Below are 16,874 nucleotides of genomic sequence, written 5' to 3' on the forward strand. Positions count from 1 at the left end.
GTGGCTCTTGCCGACATACTGTACAGATCTGCGCCCACCTTCACGTCAAAGAGTGCGCTGAGCGAGAGGCTCTTGTAGGTCAGCGTTGTGGTCAGACCGCCTGTCCAGTCCCAGCTGGCATTGCCCAGGATATGGTTGGAGGTGTCGTATGTAGGTAGCCCGGTGTTGGGATCGATGAGTACTTGGCCCTGTTCGTTGCGCTTGAAGTCGGGGCCGATGATGCTTCCGAAGTTCTCGCCCACCACAGCGGCCACTTCTACGTTGAGCCATGGTGCGCGCTCCAATTCGAAGAGTTGCATGTCGTCCACCAGTTTGTTCACCTTGTTGGAGTTTTTGGCAAAGTTCACGTTAATGTCCCAAGAGAAATCCTTGAGTTGTATGGGGCGCGTGCCCAACTGTATCTCGACGCCCTTGTTTTCTATTTCCCCAGCGTTGATGAGGCGATAAGTATAACCCGATGTCCAGCTGGTGGCCATGCCCATGATTTGGTTTTTACTCTTCTGGTTGTAGTAGGTCATGTCCAAACTGATTCTGTTATTCAGGAATTTAGCCTCCAAGCCTATTTCAAAGGAGTTTGTACGGGTAGGCTTGAGATTCTTGTTGGGTATGACGGAATTATTGATATAGCCAATCGAATGCCCGGGATAGGTGTAGCGACTCTTGGTATAGTTTAGGGCGAGCTGATAGGGGTCGGTGTCGCTTCCCACTTGTGCCCACGACATGCGTAGCTTTCCATAGGGCATGACGTTTCCTGCATGGAGCAATTCCGAGAAGACCCAACTACCCGAGAATGAGGGATATACATACACGTTCTTGTTGGTGGGCAGGGTCGAACTTTGGTCGCCGCGCACCGTTGCGTCGAGGTAGAGCATGTGTCGCCATCCCAAGTTGACACTGCCGTAGAGCGAGTTGATCTGCTTTCGCCAGCTACCCAGCTGTATGGAGGTCTCGTTGAAGCTCAGCAGCGAAACTACATCGCGTATCTCCATATCCCGTGCGGTAGTGGTCGTGGTGGAATTGTTCACCTTATATATATTGCCGCCAGCAGTGCTGTTAAAGTCGAAATCGCCCCAGCTGTTGTTATAGAGAGCGAGCAACTCGAAGTTGTACATGCGGTTGCGGAAGTTTCGTGTTTGCAGCTGTCCGGCCTCGAAGCCCGGTGTGGTGGGAGCCTTGTAGTCGTCGAACATGAAGTAGTTCAGGTCAGCACCTGCCGTACCCTGTATCTTGAAGTGTTTAGAAACGTTATAGATGATCTTTCCCGTCAGGCGGAACTGATCCTTCTTTGAGGTGTTTCGATTTTTGAACACATCCCAATAAGGGTTAACATTATAGGGATCCATACCGTTCCAATTGGAGTATTCTCCATTTTCGTCCTGGTAAGTGCGCAGCCATTCCTGGTCGTAAGTATTGGCCAGTGTCATCAGGTTTTTGCCAATGTTCGACTTACTGTCGCCCAATGCGGGTCTGTTCATCACATCCTCGCGCGTATAGTTTCCACTGAAGTCGAGATCCACCTTGCCAATACTCGTGTTGGCACGCAGGTTAAAGATATCGCGGCTCATGTGTGTCTTGGGTACGATATCCTTGTTGCGCATGTCGGTATAGGTGAAGCGCAGTCCTGTGTTGCCGGTGTTCATGCCTAATATAACCGAATTGGTTGCTGTGAAACCTGTACGGAAAAAGTGTGAGATGTTGTTGGGAATGATGAGGTAAGGCCGTTCCACGCCGTCAAAGTAGGTCAGCATGTTGCTGCCATCGGCCCTGGGCCCCCAGCTCTTATTGGTGTTCGAGATAGCGTCTACACTATACGAACCGTTTGACCCCATGCCATACACCTCCTGCACTTCGTCCCATCTGGCCAGCTGTGTGTCCAAGGTGAACGAGCCGTTGTATTCCACGGTGTGCCGCTCTTTGTTGGCTTTCTTGGTAGTAATGATGATCACACCGTGCGAGGCGCGGCTACCATATAGAGCCGATGCCGCCGGACCCTTGAGCACCGACATGGATTCGATGTCGTCGGGGTTGATGCTCGATATGCCGTCGCCCAGGTCGTATCCGCCGCTTGTACCAGCGCTGCCAAAGTTAGTATTGTCCAATGGCACTCCGTCTACCACGTAGAGCGGTTGGTTGTTGCCCGTCATCTCAGTGCTACCGCGCAGTATCACACGTGTGGAACCCGAAGCACCGCCTGCTGTGTTGCTTACCACCAAACCGGCCACCTTGCCGGCAAGCGAGTTGATAACGTTTGTTTCCTTGGCCTTTTGCAGCTCCTCACCTTTTACTTCGCCCACGCCGTAGCCCAAGGCTTTGCGGTCGCGTTTAATGCCCAAGGCCGTAACCACAACCTCGTCGAGCACCTTTCGATCTTCCTCAAGCACCACCGACATGCCACGGGATGCCCTTACCTCCTTGGTGGAGAAGCCCACGTAGCTGATTTCGAGTGTTGTTCCAGGTTTCACGTCAATCGAAAACCGTCCGTTAATATCGGTCACTGTTCCATTAGTGGCACCTTTCACCTTAATCGTGGCACCCACGATGGGGTCGGTACCGTCGGTCACGGTACCGGTGATATGAGACGACTGTTGTACCACCTTATTTATATAAGGTGCCGAAGCCTTGGCCGACTCAACATTCCAGGGACTTGCCATCCCGATGAGCAGTAGGCAGACTAAAGAAGTTCCATAAATCTTCATAAATATAGGTTTTATAAAACAATGTATAGTTAGGGTTTCTGATGATAGGTTATTAATGACAAAGATAGTTAGAATTTATGATAAGAGGGGTTTGATAGCTGTTTTTAATGGTTTGATAGCTGTTGTTTTCGGTTATAATCGAGGTTATTTTTCATCAACAGATGTCCAGGATGAATCCTGAGACACAGATACTGATATTTTTTCTGACAAACAGCTCTCTATATTTTGCGAATTTAAAAATATGTTTCCATCGGTTTGAAATTCGTGAAATTTGAGAGAATTCGTAGTGGGTTGACAATCAGAGTTTTAACAAATATAATTTAACAATGCGATTTTTGTCGTCTGCGATTAGATGTCAAACGCCACTACGGTTAAACTCTAATCACGATGCGACAAAGGTTCAGTCGCGCAACCGATAAGCTCAAATCGCGGTGCCACAAGACTGTAACCGCATCGGTCTTGTGTTTCTGATGTTCTTCAGGAACAAAGTTATCCGTAAAGACATGGCGCATTTCTGTCCAGATGAGACGAAAGGAAATGGCTGGAAACGGTAATAATATTTTATAAAGTGTAGAATGAGGAATGAAGAGTGAAGAGTGTAGAGTGAAGAATTAAGAATGAAGAGGGAAGAATGAAGAGGGAAGAATATGCACCACATGACTGTCGTATCACTCGAAATGTCAGATGAACCTTATTTGTATTGACTCGGAGCTATACCGAATTGTTTTCGGAAAATCGTACTGAAGTATTTCACGTTGGCAAATCCGGCTCTTGTAGCCGCCTCGGCCACAGTCGCCCCCTGTCTCAACATGACAGCCGCATTTTCCAGTCGGATGGTGCGAATAAACTCCTGGGGTGCAATGCCGGTGTACGCTTTCAGTTTCCCATAGAACAGCGTTCGGCTCATGGCCATATCCCGACAAAGGGCATTGATATCAAAGTTGGCATTTTGCAGGTTATCGAGAACAAGCTGGGTGGCTTGTTTTATAAAGATTTTTCCAGCATCGTCGGGTTGGGCTGTGTTGTCGGAAGGGTCTGGCGAGGCAGTCTGTTGTGCGACATCGACCGATTCTACTTCAGATTTTTGCTCCAAAAACGTGTAGGACTGCCGGTTCACCATATCGCGCGATTGAGCCATGTAGTAGGCTTGCAAGCGTTTTCTGTTGGTTAATATGGTAGCAATCTTGCTGTGCAAAATGCCAGAGTCGAATGGTTTTTCAATGTAGTCATCGGCTCCTGTATTGAGTCCCTCGATCATAAAGTTGCGCCCTGCCTTGGCGGTGAGTAGAATGATGGGCAACCACGAAGTCTGTGGATCTGTCTTTAGTTTCCGGCACAGTTCGTCGCCTTGCATGCCGGGCATCATCACGTCAGACACAATGATGTCGCATGTACCGTTCTCAAGATATTGCAGGGCATCTTCGGCGCTCCTTACTGTGACCACAAGATAATATGGGGAAAAGGCCGTTGAGATGTAATCGCACAGCTCTTGGTTGTCGTCTACAAAGAGCAGGGTGTCTTCAGGTTTTTCCGAGGAGATGGGCATGGGGCTTTTATTGTCCTTGTCAGGCATTGACATGGTCGGGTGTTGGTTGGATGGGGCATTGTCCTGCTCCTTGCCAAGCCATCTGTTTAAATGTTTGTTGCCTTGTTTGAAAGAGATAACGAAGGTGGTGCCTTGCCCCTCTTTACTGGTGTAGGATAGCGTGCCCTGGTGCAACTGGACAAAGCGGCGCACCAGCATGAGTCCTATGCCCGAGCCTTGCTGTAGGGTGTTGCGGGCGTTGTCGGCGCGATAGAAATAGCCAAACAGCATTTTTCTTGCTGTCGGGGGTATACCAATACCCGTGTCACTCACCTCAATATGAATGTCCTCGGGGGTGGCTGTTGCCCGGATGGCGACGTGGCCGCCGCTGGATGTGTATTTGATGGCATTGGAAATGAGATTCTCCAAAATACTATCGGCCATGAAAGGATCGAGCCATACGTTGGTGTCTGTGGGGCATTCTGTCAATGCGAGCGATAATCCTTTCTGGTGGGCAGCAAATTTGAACTTTTCAATCTGCCCCTGTAGCAACGACCGGAGATTCAGCTTTTCTACGTGGAGATTAGTCCCCAAATGGTCGGCTTGCTGAAAATCGAGCAGTCCACTGATTTTTCGTCGCAGCTTCTCACCGTTACGGCGCGCGGTGTCGAGATAGGCGCGGGTTGTGGACGAGAGCGTATTGTCGGCTGCCATGTCGTCGAGTGGAGCCAGGACAAGAGTGAGTGGGGTGCGGATGTCGTGGGCGGTGTTGATGAAGTAGGATACCTTCTCATTGAAATAGCGACGATCCAGCATGCTGCGATAGCGGCGCCATAGCAGGTAGACGAGGCTGCCGGCAACTGCAATATAGGCGATCCACGCCCACCAACTGTTCCACCATGGCGGGGCGATGTGGAGATCGAGGGCTTGTGTGTCGAGCACCTTGCCTCCGTTCCGGCTGATGCTACGCACGAGGAGGCGGTAGTGCCCGGACGAGAGTCGGGTGAGGTGGATGGTTTGGTCGCTGCCTGTGCTGACCCATTCGCCGTTGCCGCCTTCTAAGCAATATTTGTAGACGATGTCGTTTTGATAGGGATAATTGATGCTCTCAAAACCGATGTCGATACTGTTTTGACTGTAGATCAGACGTACATTCCGCTCGGCCAGCATGTGGTAGAGGTTGTGACGCAGGGTGGAATCGCTATCACTGCTACCCACGACGTGTATACGCTTAAATTTCAGCGGAGCCTTGTAGCTGAGCTCACCGATGAGCGTGGGGTTGAGGATGACCGCTCCGGTGGACGAGCCGAAGATAAGGCTACCTGATGAGAGCGTAGCCATGGCTTGTCGTCGATATTCGCGTTCGAGTCCCGTAACGAAGTTCACGTTGATCACCTTGGTCGGCTGCCCCGGTTCAATATAGACCAGCCCCTTGTCAGTGGCAGCCCACACACGTCCCATGCCGTCTGTGCCGAGCGCATATACATAGTTGGAAGGTAATCCTTGCAGCGTACTGATGTTTTGTACGTGGCGCTGGCGGATATCGTAAATATAGATACCGCCGCCGTCAGATCCCAACCATATCTGGTTGTTGCTGACGAATAGCAGCGACTGGATGGAGACATTGATATCTTGTCCTGGAAATTTGGAAGCAGGAAAATGATGAGTATACTGCCTCGTATGGGGGTTGATGAGGTAGAAGCCGTTGGCCGTGCTTACTGCAATATGCCCGTCGGATGTTGAGGTGATGGCTTGTACAAGGGAGATGTCGAACTGGTGCTTACCGCTGGCGGTGAACATCATGAGTGGTCCGTCGAGGCAGCCTATCCACAGGTTGCCCTCCTTGTCTGAGAAGAGACTGTAGACATAGTTGGTGAGAATTTGCTGGTTGTCGGTGTTGTATAGTGGGCGCGACCTGCCGTCGGGAAATACCTCGTAGACCCCAGTCCCGTATGTCCCGGCCAAAATCGAGCCGTCGGGGCGTTCGCAGAAAGCCAGCACCACCTTGCCCGTCAGGCCGTGATGCCATTTCCCTTTGGGGTCAAGGATGCTCATGCCCATGTCCGAACCCAACCAGATGTTTCCTTTCGAGTCTTGCATAACGGCACTGATGTCATTGTTGGCTGGCGATTGCGGATTCATATAGACATGTTCCAGCAGGCTCATCATGGTACCCATGGGGTAGGCTACGTCCACGCCGCCAGTGTAGGAACCTATCCAGATATCACCCCACCGGTCTGCACAGATGTCGTATATGCCATTGCCATGCAACACATTACCCGTCTTGTCATCTGCACTCATGAGTAGCTGGGCAGCTCCTCCTGAGCGATCGGCCACCCACACGCCGGCTCCATCGATGCCGAGAAGAATGGTGTTGGCGTTGAGCGGCGTTATGCATCGCACGGGATTGTGAGACACCACACTGGGCAAGGAGGATACGGAGCACCCTTTTTGGGTGTCGACAAGCTGTACACCATGATTGAATGTGCCCACCCACAACAGGCTCGTGACGGTGTCGAAAAATAGAGTCTGGACCGAAACGCCGGATAACAAATGATGGGATCTGATGCCCCTGACGGAGTTTGAGAGGGCGATTACGCCGGAATTGGTTCCGATATAGTGTGTGTCTCCGGTATCGCGAATGGTGTTGGCCACGATGCCCGACAGCACGCTGACAACCTTGTTGTCGGCGTCTATGCGATAGACCCCGCTACTCATGGCCACCCATAATCGCCCCGAACAGTCGATGCTGATGTCGTTGAGAATAATTTCGTCTTGGAAAAGGGATTGTAGATTCAGGAAAACAACATATTCATCGATGAGAGGATTGTATGCAAATATTTTTCCCGTGTTGTCGAAAGCAAAAAGTTTTTGGCCACTCTTGCGCAATTTGAACATTCTGCCGCTGGCATCACTGGCACGCATGGCAAGTGGCAAGTCGTATTTTTTGATTCGATGACCATTGTAACGCGCCACCCCGTTCTTGGTGGCAATCCAAATCGCACCGTCAGATCCTTCTCGGATGGAGAATACGCGGCGCTCGTCGAGCCCGCGTTCTCGTCCGATATGGTCGAAGATAAACTGGCGATAGGAAATGCCGGAGGCTCGTGTAAAAAGCCCGATTGTGAGAATAATAAGAAAGCTACAAAGTCTTTTCAAGCCGCTATTGTTAAATGATATGACATGCCAAGTCGGTCTGCCTAATCCCCCTGATGTGTCTGTGGAGACGTATGCCACCACATTATCCTAAGTGGATTTGAGGTTGGAAAGGTACAAAAATATACTGAAACGGTGTTCATAATCCATTGTTTTAATGTTGGGGCTATGGGAGTTGGGAGATGAGCTGATGGCTGGATCTTGTTGTTGCTCAGCGAATGCCGTAGAGATAGGCCAGTAGAGCCATTTTGCCACGCATGGTTTCGCGTGGAGTAAACTCGGCATTGACCCAGAGGTAGCGCTGGTTGAAAAATGATTCCTGACGCGGCCATCCTCCCTCTTGCCACGAGGGATAGCAGCGGTTGAGCAGTATACGGGCATCGCCGCCGTTGCCTTCGGTCCAAGTCTCGGTGCCGTTGAACGGTGTTTGTCCTGGGTGTACTTCGGGTGTGCCATCATTTCGCCCCGTGGTGTAGATGTCGGTGAGGTGTCGCTGCCCCAAGCCGGTCATCTCCACGATATTACCCGGGTTGCGCCCCAGTGCCCAGTCAGCCTCGACATACATCAAGTCCTCCAACTGTTGGCGGCGCGCTGGGGAGGAGGTTATGTGGTGACTCATCATTGCTATTTGCAGATTTTGAGAGGTCTGCCATCGTCTGTCGGTAGTGGCGCGACGTGAAGGGCGCTTGACCATGGCCTGCACATGGTCGGTGTGGGCTTGGTTGATAGCTGAGCAGAGCCGATGATGGAACTGCGGATAGTGCCGCTCGTGCGGACAGGTCATATAAGCGGCTGCCGACCATATCTGGCAGTACCCCTGCTTGCCGGTCTTGAATAGTTTGGTAGTGTCGGTTTTGACGATGCTTTCGTCTACCATTATCTTTTCCCAGCTTCTTTCGGCGGTGAGATTATAGAGGAAAGCTGCCGCCATTTGCCTGAAATCACGACCGCGCATGGGGTAGATTCCCACGTGTTGCAAATCGTCCAGTTGCTGATTCTTCTGCTTCTCTGCATACCGATAGGCCTTGATCGCCTCGCGAGTGTAGTATTTTTGTAACTCGCTGTTGCCCTGAATGCGGAATGCCTCAGCCATCATGGCGCAGTTGGCGGCATTGGCCCAGGCTGCCATAGTCGTGCATCCGGCTTGGAACATCATCCTCCAGTCCTTGTCGGGATTGGTCACACCCTGCGAGTAAGCCTCGCCATCGCGTATGCTCAGGAAAAAGTCCACTTCGTTACGAGCCTCATCAAGTAGGTCGGGGATGCCGTTGCCCGACTCCCTAATACCGAGGTTGTCTTCAGAAAGTCGCCCGTTGGTGAGCAGATACGGCAAGAGAATATCATAGATGTTGCTCACATGTGCCAGATGTCGATCCCAGTCGTAGGCATCGGAGTGGCCGCCGACAACATGGTCGTTGGTGGGGTTGCCCGGCAGGCGATGCTTGTAGAACAATGATTCCTCTGCCTTTTTGAAGTGTGGCTCGTCCCAGACATCCATGTGCTGCTGTCGCCATTCTTCGGACCAGGGGGTGAGGTTGGTCTTGTATACGACAAAGTTCTTGGGATCCACGCCTGGGATAAAGCGCGGCTGCCGGGGTACGGGCAATAGTTTCTCCGGCTCGGCAGGTTCTCCGATACGCATGTAATAGTAGCCACGCAGGCTGTAGCGGTAGGATTGAAAGTAGATGTTACGGTCGATGACGAAGTCCATGCTGCATCCCACGCCATCTACAACCAGCCGGTACGTGCCGGGATTCTGGCAGGCGAAGTCAATTTTCCACACGTCTGAGCCAGTGAGGTTCTTCTCGCCCGCCTCTTCGACGGAGGCCGAAGCTGATTTCCAAAACACCACTTTACCAACGGCTTTTCGCTCGCCAGTGGTCACGTTAAGCAGGAAGACTTGGTTGTTTTCGAATGCCTTGTAATCTCGCTGCCCGCCGTCTCCAAGCCACATATACAGGTCGGCGGCATGTGCTCTGCCGTGTGGCACATAGCCAACGATGTTCACATGGATGGCCTCGGACTGGGAGCGCCAGATGTCGAACGTTGTCTTGGCCGAGCGAGTATCGGCTTCTATCCCCGTCGGGAAGGTCACCTCGTAGGTGCAACCCTGCTTCATGGGGTGGGGAAGACGCAGAAAAAACCAATGGTCAAGCTCGCTCGCGAGAGTATGATCGGTGTTCATGGGCTTGGCCTTACGCGATACAGCTACGGGGTGTAGGCCGTTGAGAGAGGAGTCGTCGGGTGAAGAGAGGGTCCAATCGTGGGTAGCCATCGCTACAGATGGGTTTAACCGGATGCCAAACACCCTAAGCGTGTCATCGCCTTCGGCAAAGCAATGGCCAAGAAAGGCGCTCGATCCACAGCCGTTGTCACGATAGCGCACTTCGCCATCGCGAAACTGAACCATAAGAAATTCTTGGTCGACGACTTTTAATGTCATGAACTTGGTTGCATGACCCGTGACGGGCAACAGAGTCCATGCCAAGAGCAGAAGCAGGCTTTCGATTTTGGTCATATGGGTTTTCTGATTCAAAACCATGTGGTTTGGGTTGGTGTTGATCTATCACAAAGGTACAACAAATCGATAGATAAGAGAGAAGACAACGCATAAAAAGATTCAAAACAATGTCTTTTGTCCAAAATGTTGATAAATTAACCTCTAAACGAAGTGGAAATGCTTGGATGGGCGCGCAAAAAACATTATTTTTGTACGTATGAATATCGAAGAACTGAAAGACAAGCGCATTGCTGTGCTGCTCTCTGGGGGAGTGGACAGTTCGGTGGTGGTTTACGAACTGGCCAGCCATGGCCTCCATCCCGATTGTTTTTACATCAGGATCGGGCCGGAGGAAAAGGAGGAGTGGGACTGCAATTCGGAGGAGGACATGGAGATGGCCACGGCTGTTGCCAAGCGCTTCGGTTGCAAACTGCAGGTGGTGGACTGCCATCAGGAATATTGGAGTCAGGTGACGCGCTACACCATGGAGAAGGTGAGATCCGGTTTTACCCCCAATCCCGACGTGATGTGCAACCGTCTGATCAAGTTTGGTGCCTTTGACGAGAAGGCAGGACACGACTACGACCTCATTGCCACCGGCCACTATGCGCAGACCGAATGGATTGACGGCAGGAAGTGGCTTACCACCAGTCCAGACCCCGTAAAAGATCAAACCGACTTCCTGGCACAGATAGAGGGATGGCAACTGAAGAAGGCCATCTTCCCCATTGGCCATTATGAGAAAAACGAGGTGCGCGAGATTGCCGAGCGGGAACACCTCATTAATGCCCGTCGCAAAGATTCGCAGGGCATTTGCTTCTTGGGCAACATTGATTATAATGAGTATGTCCGCCGTTATCTTGGTGAGCAACCTGGCGATATTGTTGAACTCGAAACGGGTACGAAGATAGGCGAGCACAGCGGGCACTGGTTTCATACCATTGGACAGCGCAAGGGGCTTGGGCTGAGCGGAGGGCCTTGGTTTGTCATCAAGAAAGATGTGGAGCATAATGTGTTGTATGTGAGTCATGGCTACGACCCGGAGACGGCGTACAAAAAAGATTTTAAGATACACGATTTGCACTGGCTCACCGAGGAGCCAACTCCTCCCCATCATCTCTCCGAGGCAAGTGAGTCGCAAAAGCCTGGGAGCTACATTCCGATTACTTTTAAGATTCGCCACACTCCCGAATATCATCCCGGCTACTTGGATCTGAATGCAGCTTCTTCTTCAGATCATACTGAGCTGACTGGAGACACAGCTACTATCCACTCCTTGGACAAGATTCATGGCGTGGCCCCAGGACAGTTTTGCGTTATCTATGACGAGCAACACCATCGCTGTTTCGGGTCAGGTGAAATAACGCTGTAATCTTGTAATCCATATTTACCATTAATCAATTAAAGGAAAAAAAACTATGGAAATGATCTTAACGACAACCCCACAGATAGAGGGAAGCCCTGTGTTGGAGTATAAAGGTATTGTGACCGGCGAAACTATTGTCGGAGCCAACGCTTTTAAGGATTTTTTTGCCGGCATCCGTGATTTCTTCGGCGGGCGCAGTGGATCCTATGAGAGAGTGCTGCGCAAGGCTAAAGATACGTCGATAGCCGAAATGATGGAACGTGCTCGAGAGCTTGGGGCTAATGCCATTGTAGGCATAGACCTCGATTATGAAACCATAGGGTCAGGCAACTCGATGTTGATGGTGACGGCCAGCGGCACGGCGGTGGTGATTTAGCAATGCTGAATATCAATACGAAAATGCGCCCGGAACATTGCATTGTGAATGTGTACCGGGCGCATTTCGTATGTTTTATTCTTCAATTTTGTTCTTGGTTTTTCCTGTCAGCCGTTTCTTTTCTTCAATCGTTTGTTGTCCGTCTTGTTTCAGTTTTGCTTTCTGTTCTTCTATTTTCTTAGCTTGTTCAGCTGCTAAACGCCGTTTTTCCATTTCCTTTTTATAGGCATTCACGATGGGGTCGTCATCGTATTTTTCCATTTGATTGAACAACTGGCGCGTCTTTCTCAGTTGTTTCTGATCTTTGCGGTAGCGCTTGTCAAGCATCTTGGCAAAGTCAAGGCCTATGGTGGCTGCCGGCTTACCGGGGTCAGGCAGTTGTCCATTTTTCCCGAACCACCCGTCTACATTGTCTTGCAGTTGCTTGTTGCGATCCTTACCCCACACTGTCACTTCGCCAATACGCTTGTGGTTGGGTATAAGGAAAGTGGAGTCTTTGACTTCCTTGAGCAGGAGTTTTTCTGTCAGGTAGTTGGCCTTATAAACCGTAAGCGTGTCGAAGTTTTGGGGAATATAGCAGATGCCACGATAGTTGGTGGTGTCCTGATAACCGGTTTCGGTTATCACGATAACGTCTCGGATGGGCACTCTGGTTTCTATGTCGGCCACAACAAATTTCTTCAAAGGCTTTTCAGGCTCTTGAGCAGTGGCATGAAGGGATGCCAGGAGAAGGATTAAAAGAGATACTAACCCCATAGTTTATTACAAATATAACACTTTATTTGGTTAGTTCGAATTTTGGTTAACTACTTTTAAATTATTAATATTCAACTCGAGACATATCGGAGCGGGCAGGGTAGAACAGAATGAAGGATTTCAAGGATTTCCGAGCAAAACCTCCCAGTCGTTGGAAAATTCTGCGATACGATGATAGAGTAGGTTGGCTCCTTCGTCGAGTAAGGACTGATCGGACAGGGGACCGCTATTGATGGCCACCGTAAAGATTTGTGCGGCCACCCCTGCACGCACGCCCAATGGTGCGTTTTCTACCACGATTCCCTGCCAGGGCTGCAAGTGTCCGGCTTTCTGCAGTCCCATGAGATAAGGATCGGGTTTTGGTTTGCCACGTTCCACATCGTATGCGCTAACGATGTCGCTCTCGCTGAGAAACGTGCGGAAATCATTGGCAAGACGCCGGATGAGTGGGCGTTGCCCCGACCCGGTGACGATGCCGATGTGTAAGCCGGCATCTTTGATTTTCTGCATGAGCTCCATTACACCGTCGAAGATGGGCGCCTGACCCATTTTGTGGAATATTTCGGTCTTCACGTCATACATCTTTTGGGCTTCCTCAAGCGAAATCTCCTTGTTTTTCTGTTGCTTCACAAATTGGCATATTGTGTCGATTCCGCGTGCACCCTCCGTGGCGTAGGCATCTTCGGCACTCATGTCGATACCGAATTGTGCCATGGATTCTTGCCAAGCCACAGCGTGGAGCGGCATCGAATCGTAGATCACGCCGTCCATATCGAACAACACGGCGCGTGGGGAGAACTTCCTGACGGACAGTCCCGACGGCGAGTTTGTTCTGTTGATCCAACCTGCATTATATGCCTTGATGGCATCTGTAATTTTACTCATATCTTAAAAAAGTTGTGGGTGTAATCGAAACTACACCCACAGTTGCTGTTGATAATTTTATCATTCTACCCATGTCATGATGGGTCAATGATGCGTATTTATTGGGCCAGTCTTTCCTGAATGGCTTTGCTTTCTGCCTCGTAACCGGGTTTGTTGAGCAGGGCAAACATATTTTTCTTGTAGGCTTCAACACCGGGCTGGTTGAATGGGTTTACTTCCTCCAGCAAGCCGCTGATGCCACAGGCTACCTCAAAAAAGTAGATGAGCTGGCCAAGATAATATTCGTTGAGCTTTGGAATGCTGATGCGTATATTGGGCACGCCGCCATCAACGTGAGCCAACTGTGTGCCGAGCTCTGCCATCTTGTTCACTTCGTCCACACGCTTGCCGGCGAGGAAGTTCAGGCCATCCAGATTCTCATCGTCAGAAGGAAATTCTACATGGTGGTTGGTGTTCTCAACCGAGAGCACGGTTTCGAAAATGGAACGCTCGCCCTCCTGAATCCATTGACCCATGGAGTGCAGATCGGTGGTGAAATCGCATGCAGCAGGGAAAATACCCTTGTTGTTCTTGCCCTCACTCTCACCGTAGAGCTGCTTCCACCACTCTGCCATGAAATGCAGTTTAGGCTGGAAGTTCGCGATGATTTCAATCTTCTTGTCGGCCTGTGTGTACAGTGCCTGACGGGTTGCGGCATATTGAGCGGCAATGTTGTCGGCAAAAGCCACGTCCTTGCCAGTAGCTTTCTCCATGTCCTGAGCACCCTTGACAATTGCCTTGATGTCGAAACCGGCAATGGCGATAGGCAATAATCCTACCGGGGTGAGAACGGAGAAACGACCGCCTACGTTGTCGGGAATAACGAAACTCTTATAGCCTTCCTTGTCGGCGCAGGTGCGGGCCGCACCCTTTTTAGCATCGGTGACAGCCACGATAACGTCTTTTGCTTCTGCTTTGCCACGCTGATTCTCACATTGTTTCTTCAGTAAACGGAATGCCAGTGCGGTTTCCGTGGTAGTTCCCGACTTGGAAATGTTGATAACGCCAAACTTCTTGTCCTTGAGATATTCAGTTAGCTCGAAGAGATAATCCTCACCAATATTGTTACCAGCAAAGAGAATGGTCGGGTTCTTCTTGTCGTTCACGAGCCATGCAAAACTATTGCCGAGGGCTTCGATCACGGCACGGGCACCGAGATATGAACCGCCGATGCCGGCTACTACCACAACCTCGCACTTCTCGCGCAGTGTGTTTGCCACGGACTGTACTTCATCAAGGAAGTCTTCCGTGGTCTCTGACGGGAGGTGAAGCCAGCCTAAGAAATCGCTACCTTCACATGTTCCGTTCTCCAAAGCCTCTTGGGCTGCTTTCACTTTTGATTCAAAACCGGCCACGGCTCCTGCCTTGAGGAACTGTTCTGCCTTTTTAATGTCTAATTTAATATATTCCATAGTTGTTTATATTTAGGGGGGCTGCGACTTGTTGGGAGTTCAAGAGGTTGAGCATGTCAGCCTGCATTTCCCTCTTAATTCTTCTTCTCTGGTATGATCATACTGACTGTACATTGGTATTGACTCCTTCTAAATTCTCTTAGCTCTCTTACCTGAACGAGTCGGTCAGGAGCTTGATTTCGCGTTGTGGGTTGATGCGCTCGTACAGGATGTTGTAAACGGCATCGAGAATGGGCATGTTGACGTGTAGATGGCGGTTGATTTCCTTCATGCATTTGGTGCCATAGTAACCCTCAGCAATCATCTCCATCTCTATTTGTGCGGTCTTTACGCTGTATCCTTTGCCTATCATGGTGCCAAAGGTGCGGTTTCTCGAGAAGTTTGAGTAGCCCGTGACAAGCAGGTCGCCGAGATAAACGCTGTCAATGATCGACCGTTCCATGGGGTACACGGCATCGAGGAAACGACTGGTTTCCTGCACGGCGTTACTCATGAGAACGGCTTGGAAGTTGTCACCATATTTTAGTCCGTTGCAAATTCCGGCCGCAATGGCGTAGACATTCTTCAGAACCGAGGCGTATTCAATTCCCGTGACGTCGGTTGATGTTTTGGTTTTGATAACGTCGGAGTCTAATATGTCGGTGAAGGCCTCGGCTTTCATGAGATCCTTGCAAGCAACGGTGAGGTAGCTCAGGCGTTCCAGTGCCACTTCCTCGGCATGAGAGGGACCCCCAATGCACGATAGGTTTTCATAGGGGACGTCAAAGACCTCGTGGAAATATTCCGAACACACCAGGTTTTCTTCCGGCACAATACCCTTGATAGCTGTCACGATAAACTTGTCCCTGATGCTCGTTTTGAGTTTTTTGAGATGGTTTTTCAGATAGGGGGATGGCGTGACAAACACCAAGGTGTCGTATGCCTTCGCGATCTTGTTGAGGTCTGATGAGAAGAAAATCTCATCGACATTAAAGTGTGCCGAGGTAAGATAGGCCGGGTTATGACCGAGGCGCTTGAAATCCTCAATACGATCATCGCGGCGCATATACCAACCGATGTGATGCGTATGATTCACCACGATCTTGGCAATGGCCGTGGCCCACGACCCGCCTCCTATAATTGCTATCTTACCGATGTTGAACATAGCCGTTAAAGGCAAGGGAGAGAAGAAAGAAGCACTCCCTCCTCTCTCTTGTTTTTATTCTTTCATAGCCTTGTCAATCCACGATTGGAATTCGTCGACAGTAGGCTTTGTATAGTCTAACTTGTATTTTTTGACAATCTCGCCAAGTTTCTGTTGCAGACCCTGGGCTTTCTCGTCCTTGATGTCAGATATAAGATTGAATCCCGCTTTGCGCAGAATGTATACCCAATCTTCCGGCACACCAAGTTCCGCCCATTCCTTGATACTGCTCTGTGGCATTTTTTTCTCAGGTTTGAGTTGCGGGAAGGGCATCACTTCCTGAATGTTGGGCTGTCCCGTCATCAGCATAACCAGTCGGTCAATGCCGATACCGATACCCGATGTAGGCGGCATGCCGTATTGCAGCGCACGCAGGAAGTCCTGATCAATAATCATCGCCTCGTCGTCACCCTTGTCGGCCAGTTTCATCTGGTCGATGAAGCGCTGCTCCTGATCCAACGGGTCGTTCAGCTCAGAGTATGCGTTGGCCACTTCCTTTCCATTCACCATAAGCTCGAAGCGCTCGGTCAGGCCGGGCTTGGAGCGGTGCATCTTGGTCAGCGGAGACATCTCAACGGGATAGTCGATGATAAACGTGGGCTGAATAAACGTTCCCTCGCAGAACTCGCCAAAAATTTCGTCGATGAGCTTGCCCTTGCCAAAGGTCTCGTCCACCGATTCGAGCTTCAGGTCGTCCTTGGCAATCTTATAGATTTCTTCCTCCGTCTTGTCAGAGAGATCGAATCCGGTTTTTTCTTTAATAGCATCGAGTATGGGCAGACGGCGATACGGAGCCTTGAACGAAATCACATGTTCTCCGTTTTTCACCTCAGTGGTGCCGTTCACGGCCACACATATTGTTTCGAGCAGGCGCTCGGTGAAACTCATCATCCAGTTGTAGTCCTTGTATTGAACATACAGTTCCATACAAGTAAATTCGGGGTTGTGGAATTTGTCCATACCCTCGTTACGGAAGTTCT

The 16,874-nt window shown here is 50.4% G+C and carries 10 protein-coding genes; 2 read left to right on the forward strand and 8 right to left on the reverse strand.

Features of this window, described 5'->3' with window-relative positions:
• From HMPREF0645_RS04500 to HMPREF0645_RS04510, 3 genes are all read right to left on the reverse strand, one after another.
• Positions 1-2,651, reverse strand: a 2,651-nt coding sequence (locus HMPREF0645_RS04500; RefSeq protein WP_044123300.1) for a SusC/RagA family TonB-linked outer membrane protein, incomplete at its 3' end; no start/stop codon positions are given.
• 736 nt (positions 2,652-3,387) lie between these two features.
• Positions 3,388-7,380, reverse strand: a complete 3,993-nt coding sequence (locus tag HMPREF0645_RS04505) for a hybrid sensor histidine kinase/response regulator transcription factor (protein WP_156777853.1) — start codon at positions 7,378-7,380, stop codon at positions 3,388-3,390.
• A 208-nt stretch (positions 7,381-7,588) separates the two neighbouring features.
• Complete coding sequence (locus HMPREF0645_RS04510; protein ID WP_156777854.1) at positions 7,589-9,895, reverse strand: glycoside hydrolase family 9 protein; 2,307 nt, start codon at positions 9,893-9,895, stop codon at positions 7,589-7,591.
• A 199-nt stretch (positions 9,896-10,094) separates the two neighbouring features.
• On the opposite strand from HMPREF0645_RS04510, the gene mnmA reads away from it, so the two are divergent.
• Both mnmA and HMPREF0645_RS04520 read left to right on the forward strand, forming a co-directional pair.
• Complete coding sequence (gene mnmA / locus HMPREF0645_RS04515; RefSeq protein WP_007173707.1) at positions 10,095-11,249, forward strand: tRNA 2-thiouridine(34) synthase MnmA; 1,155 nt, start codon at positions 10,095-10,097, stop codon at positions 11,247-11,249.
• A gap of 52 nt (positions 11,250-11,301) precedes the next feature.
• Positions 11,302-11,619: a heavy metal-binding domain-containing protein gene (locus HMPREF0645_RS04520; protein ID WP_044123399.1), complete on the forward strand. Its 318-nt coding sequence runs from the start codon at positions 11,302-11,304 to the stop codon at positions 11,617-11,619.
• 75 nt (positions 11,620-11,694) lie between these two features.
• Here HMPREF0645_RS04520 and HMPREF0645_RS04525 read toward each other — a convergent pair whose 3' ends face one another.
• From HMPREF0645_RS04525 to HMPREF0645_RS04545, 5 genes are all read right to left on the reverse strand, one after another.
• Positions 11,695-12,375: a hypothetical protein gene (locus HMPREF0645_RS04525; RefSeq protein WP_007173709.1), complete on the reverse strand. Its 681-nt coding sequence runs from the start codon at positions 12,373-12,375 to the stop codon at positions 11,695-11,697.
• Positions 12,376-12,495: 120 nt separating this feature from the next.
• Positions 12,496-13,260, reverse strand: coding sequence for an inorganic diphosphatase (locus tag HMPREF0645_RS04530; protein WP_007173710.1), 765 nt, complete (start codon positions 13,258-13,260; stop codon positions 12,496-12,498).
• A 98-nt stretch (positions 13,261-13,358) separates the two neighbouring features.
• Positions 13,359-14,711, reverse strand: a complete 1,353-nt coding sequence (locus HMPREF0645_RS04535; protein WP_007173711.1) for a glucose-6-phosphate isomerase — start codon at positions 14,709-14,711, stop codon at positions 13,359-13,361.
• A gap of 148 nt (positions 14,712-14,859) precedes the next feature.
• Entirely contained in the window at positions 14,860-15,855 is a 996-nt protein-coding gene (locus tag HMPREF0645_RS04540) for an NAD(P)H-dependent glycerol-3-phosphate dehydrogenase (protein ID WP_007173712.1), read from the reverse strand.
• A 54-nt stretch (positions 15,856-15,909) separates the two neighbouring features.
• The coding region (locus HMPREF0645_RS04545) for an amino acid--tRNA ligase-related protein (RefSeq protein WP_007173713.1) at positions 15,910-16,874 on the reverse strand (965 nt) is incomplete at its 5' end.

Source organism: Hallella bergensis DSM 17361 (assembly GCF_000160535.1).
In the GTDB taxonomy this organism is placed as follows: Bacteria; Bacteroidota; Bacteroidia; order Bacteroidales; family Bacteroidaceae; genus Prevotella; species Prevotella bergensis.

Bases quoted from the DNA above. Each gene is read 5' to 3' on its own strand.
- HMPREF0645_RS04510 (WP_156777854.1), bottom strand. From the start codon at position 9,895: ATGACCAAAATCGAAAGCCTGCTTCTGCTCTTGGCATGGACTCTGTTG.
- mnmA (WP_007173707.1), top strand. From the start codon at position 10,095: ATGAATATCGAAGAACTGAAAGACAAGCGCATTGCTGTGCTGCTCTCT.
- HMPREF0645_RS04520 (WP_044123399.1), top strand. From the start codon at position 11,302: ATGATCTTAACGACAACCCCACAGATAGAGGGAAGCCCTGTGTTGGAG.
- HMPREF0645_RS04525 (WP_007173709.1), bottom strand. From the start codon at position 12,375: ATGGGGTTAGTATCTCTTTTAATCCTTCTCCTGGCATCCCTTCATGCC.
- HMPREF0645_RS04530 (WP_007173710.1), bottom strand. From the start codon at position 13,260: ATGAGTAAAATTACAGATGCCATCAAGGCATATAATGCAGGTTGGATC.
- HMPREF0645_RS04535 (WP_007173711.1), bottom strand. From the start codon at position 14,711: ATGGAATATATTAAATTAGACATTAAAAAGGCAGAACAGTTCCTCAAG.
- HMPREF0645_RS04540 (WP_007173712.1), bottom strand. From the start codon at position 15,855: ATGTTCAACATCGGTAAGATAGCAATTATAGGAGGCGGGTCGTGGGCC.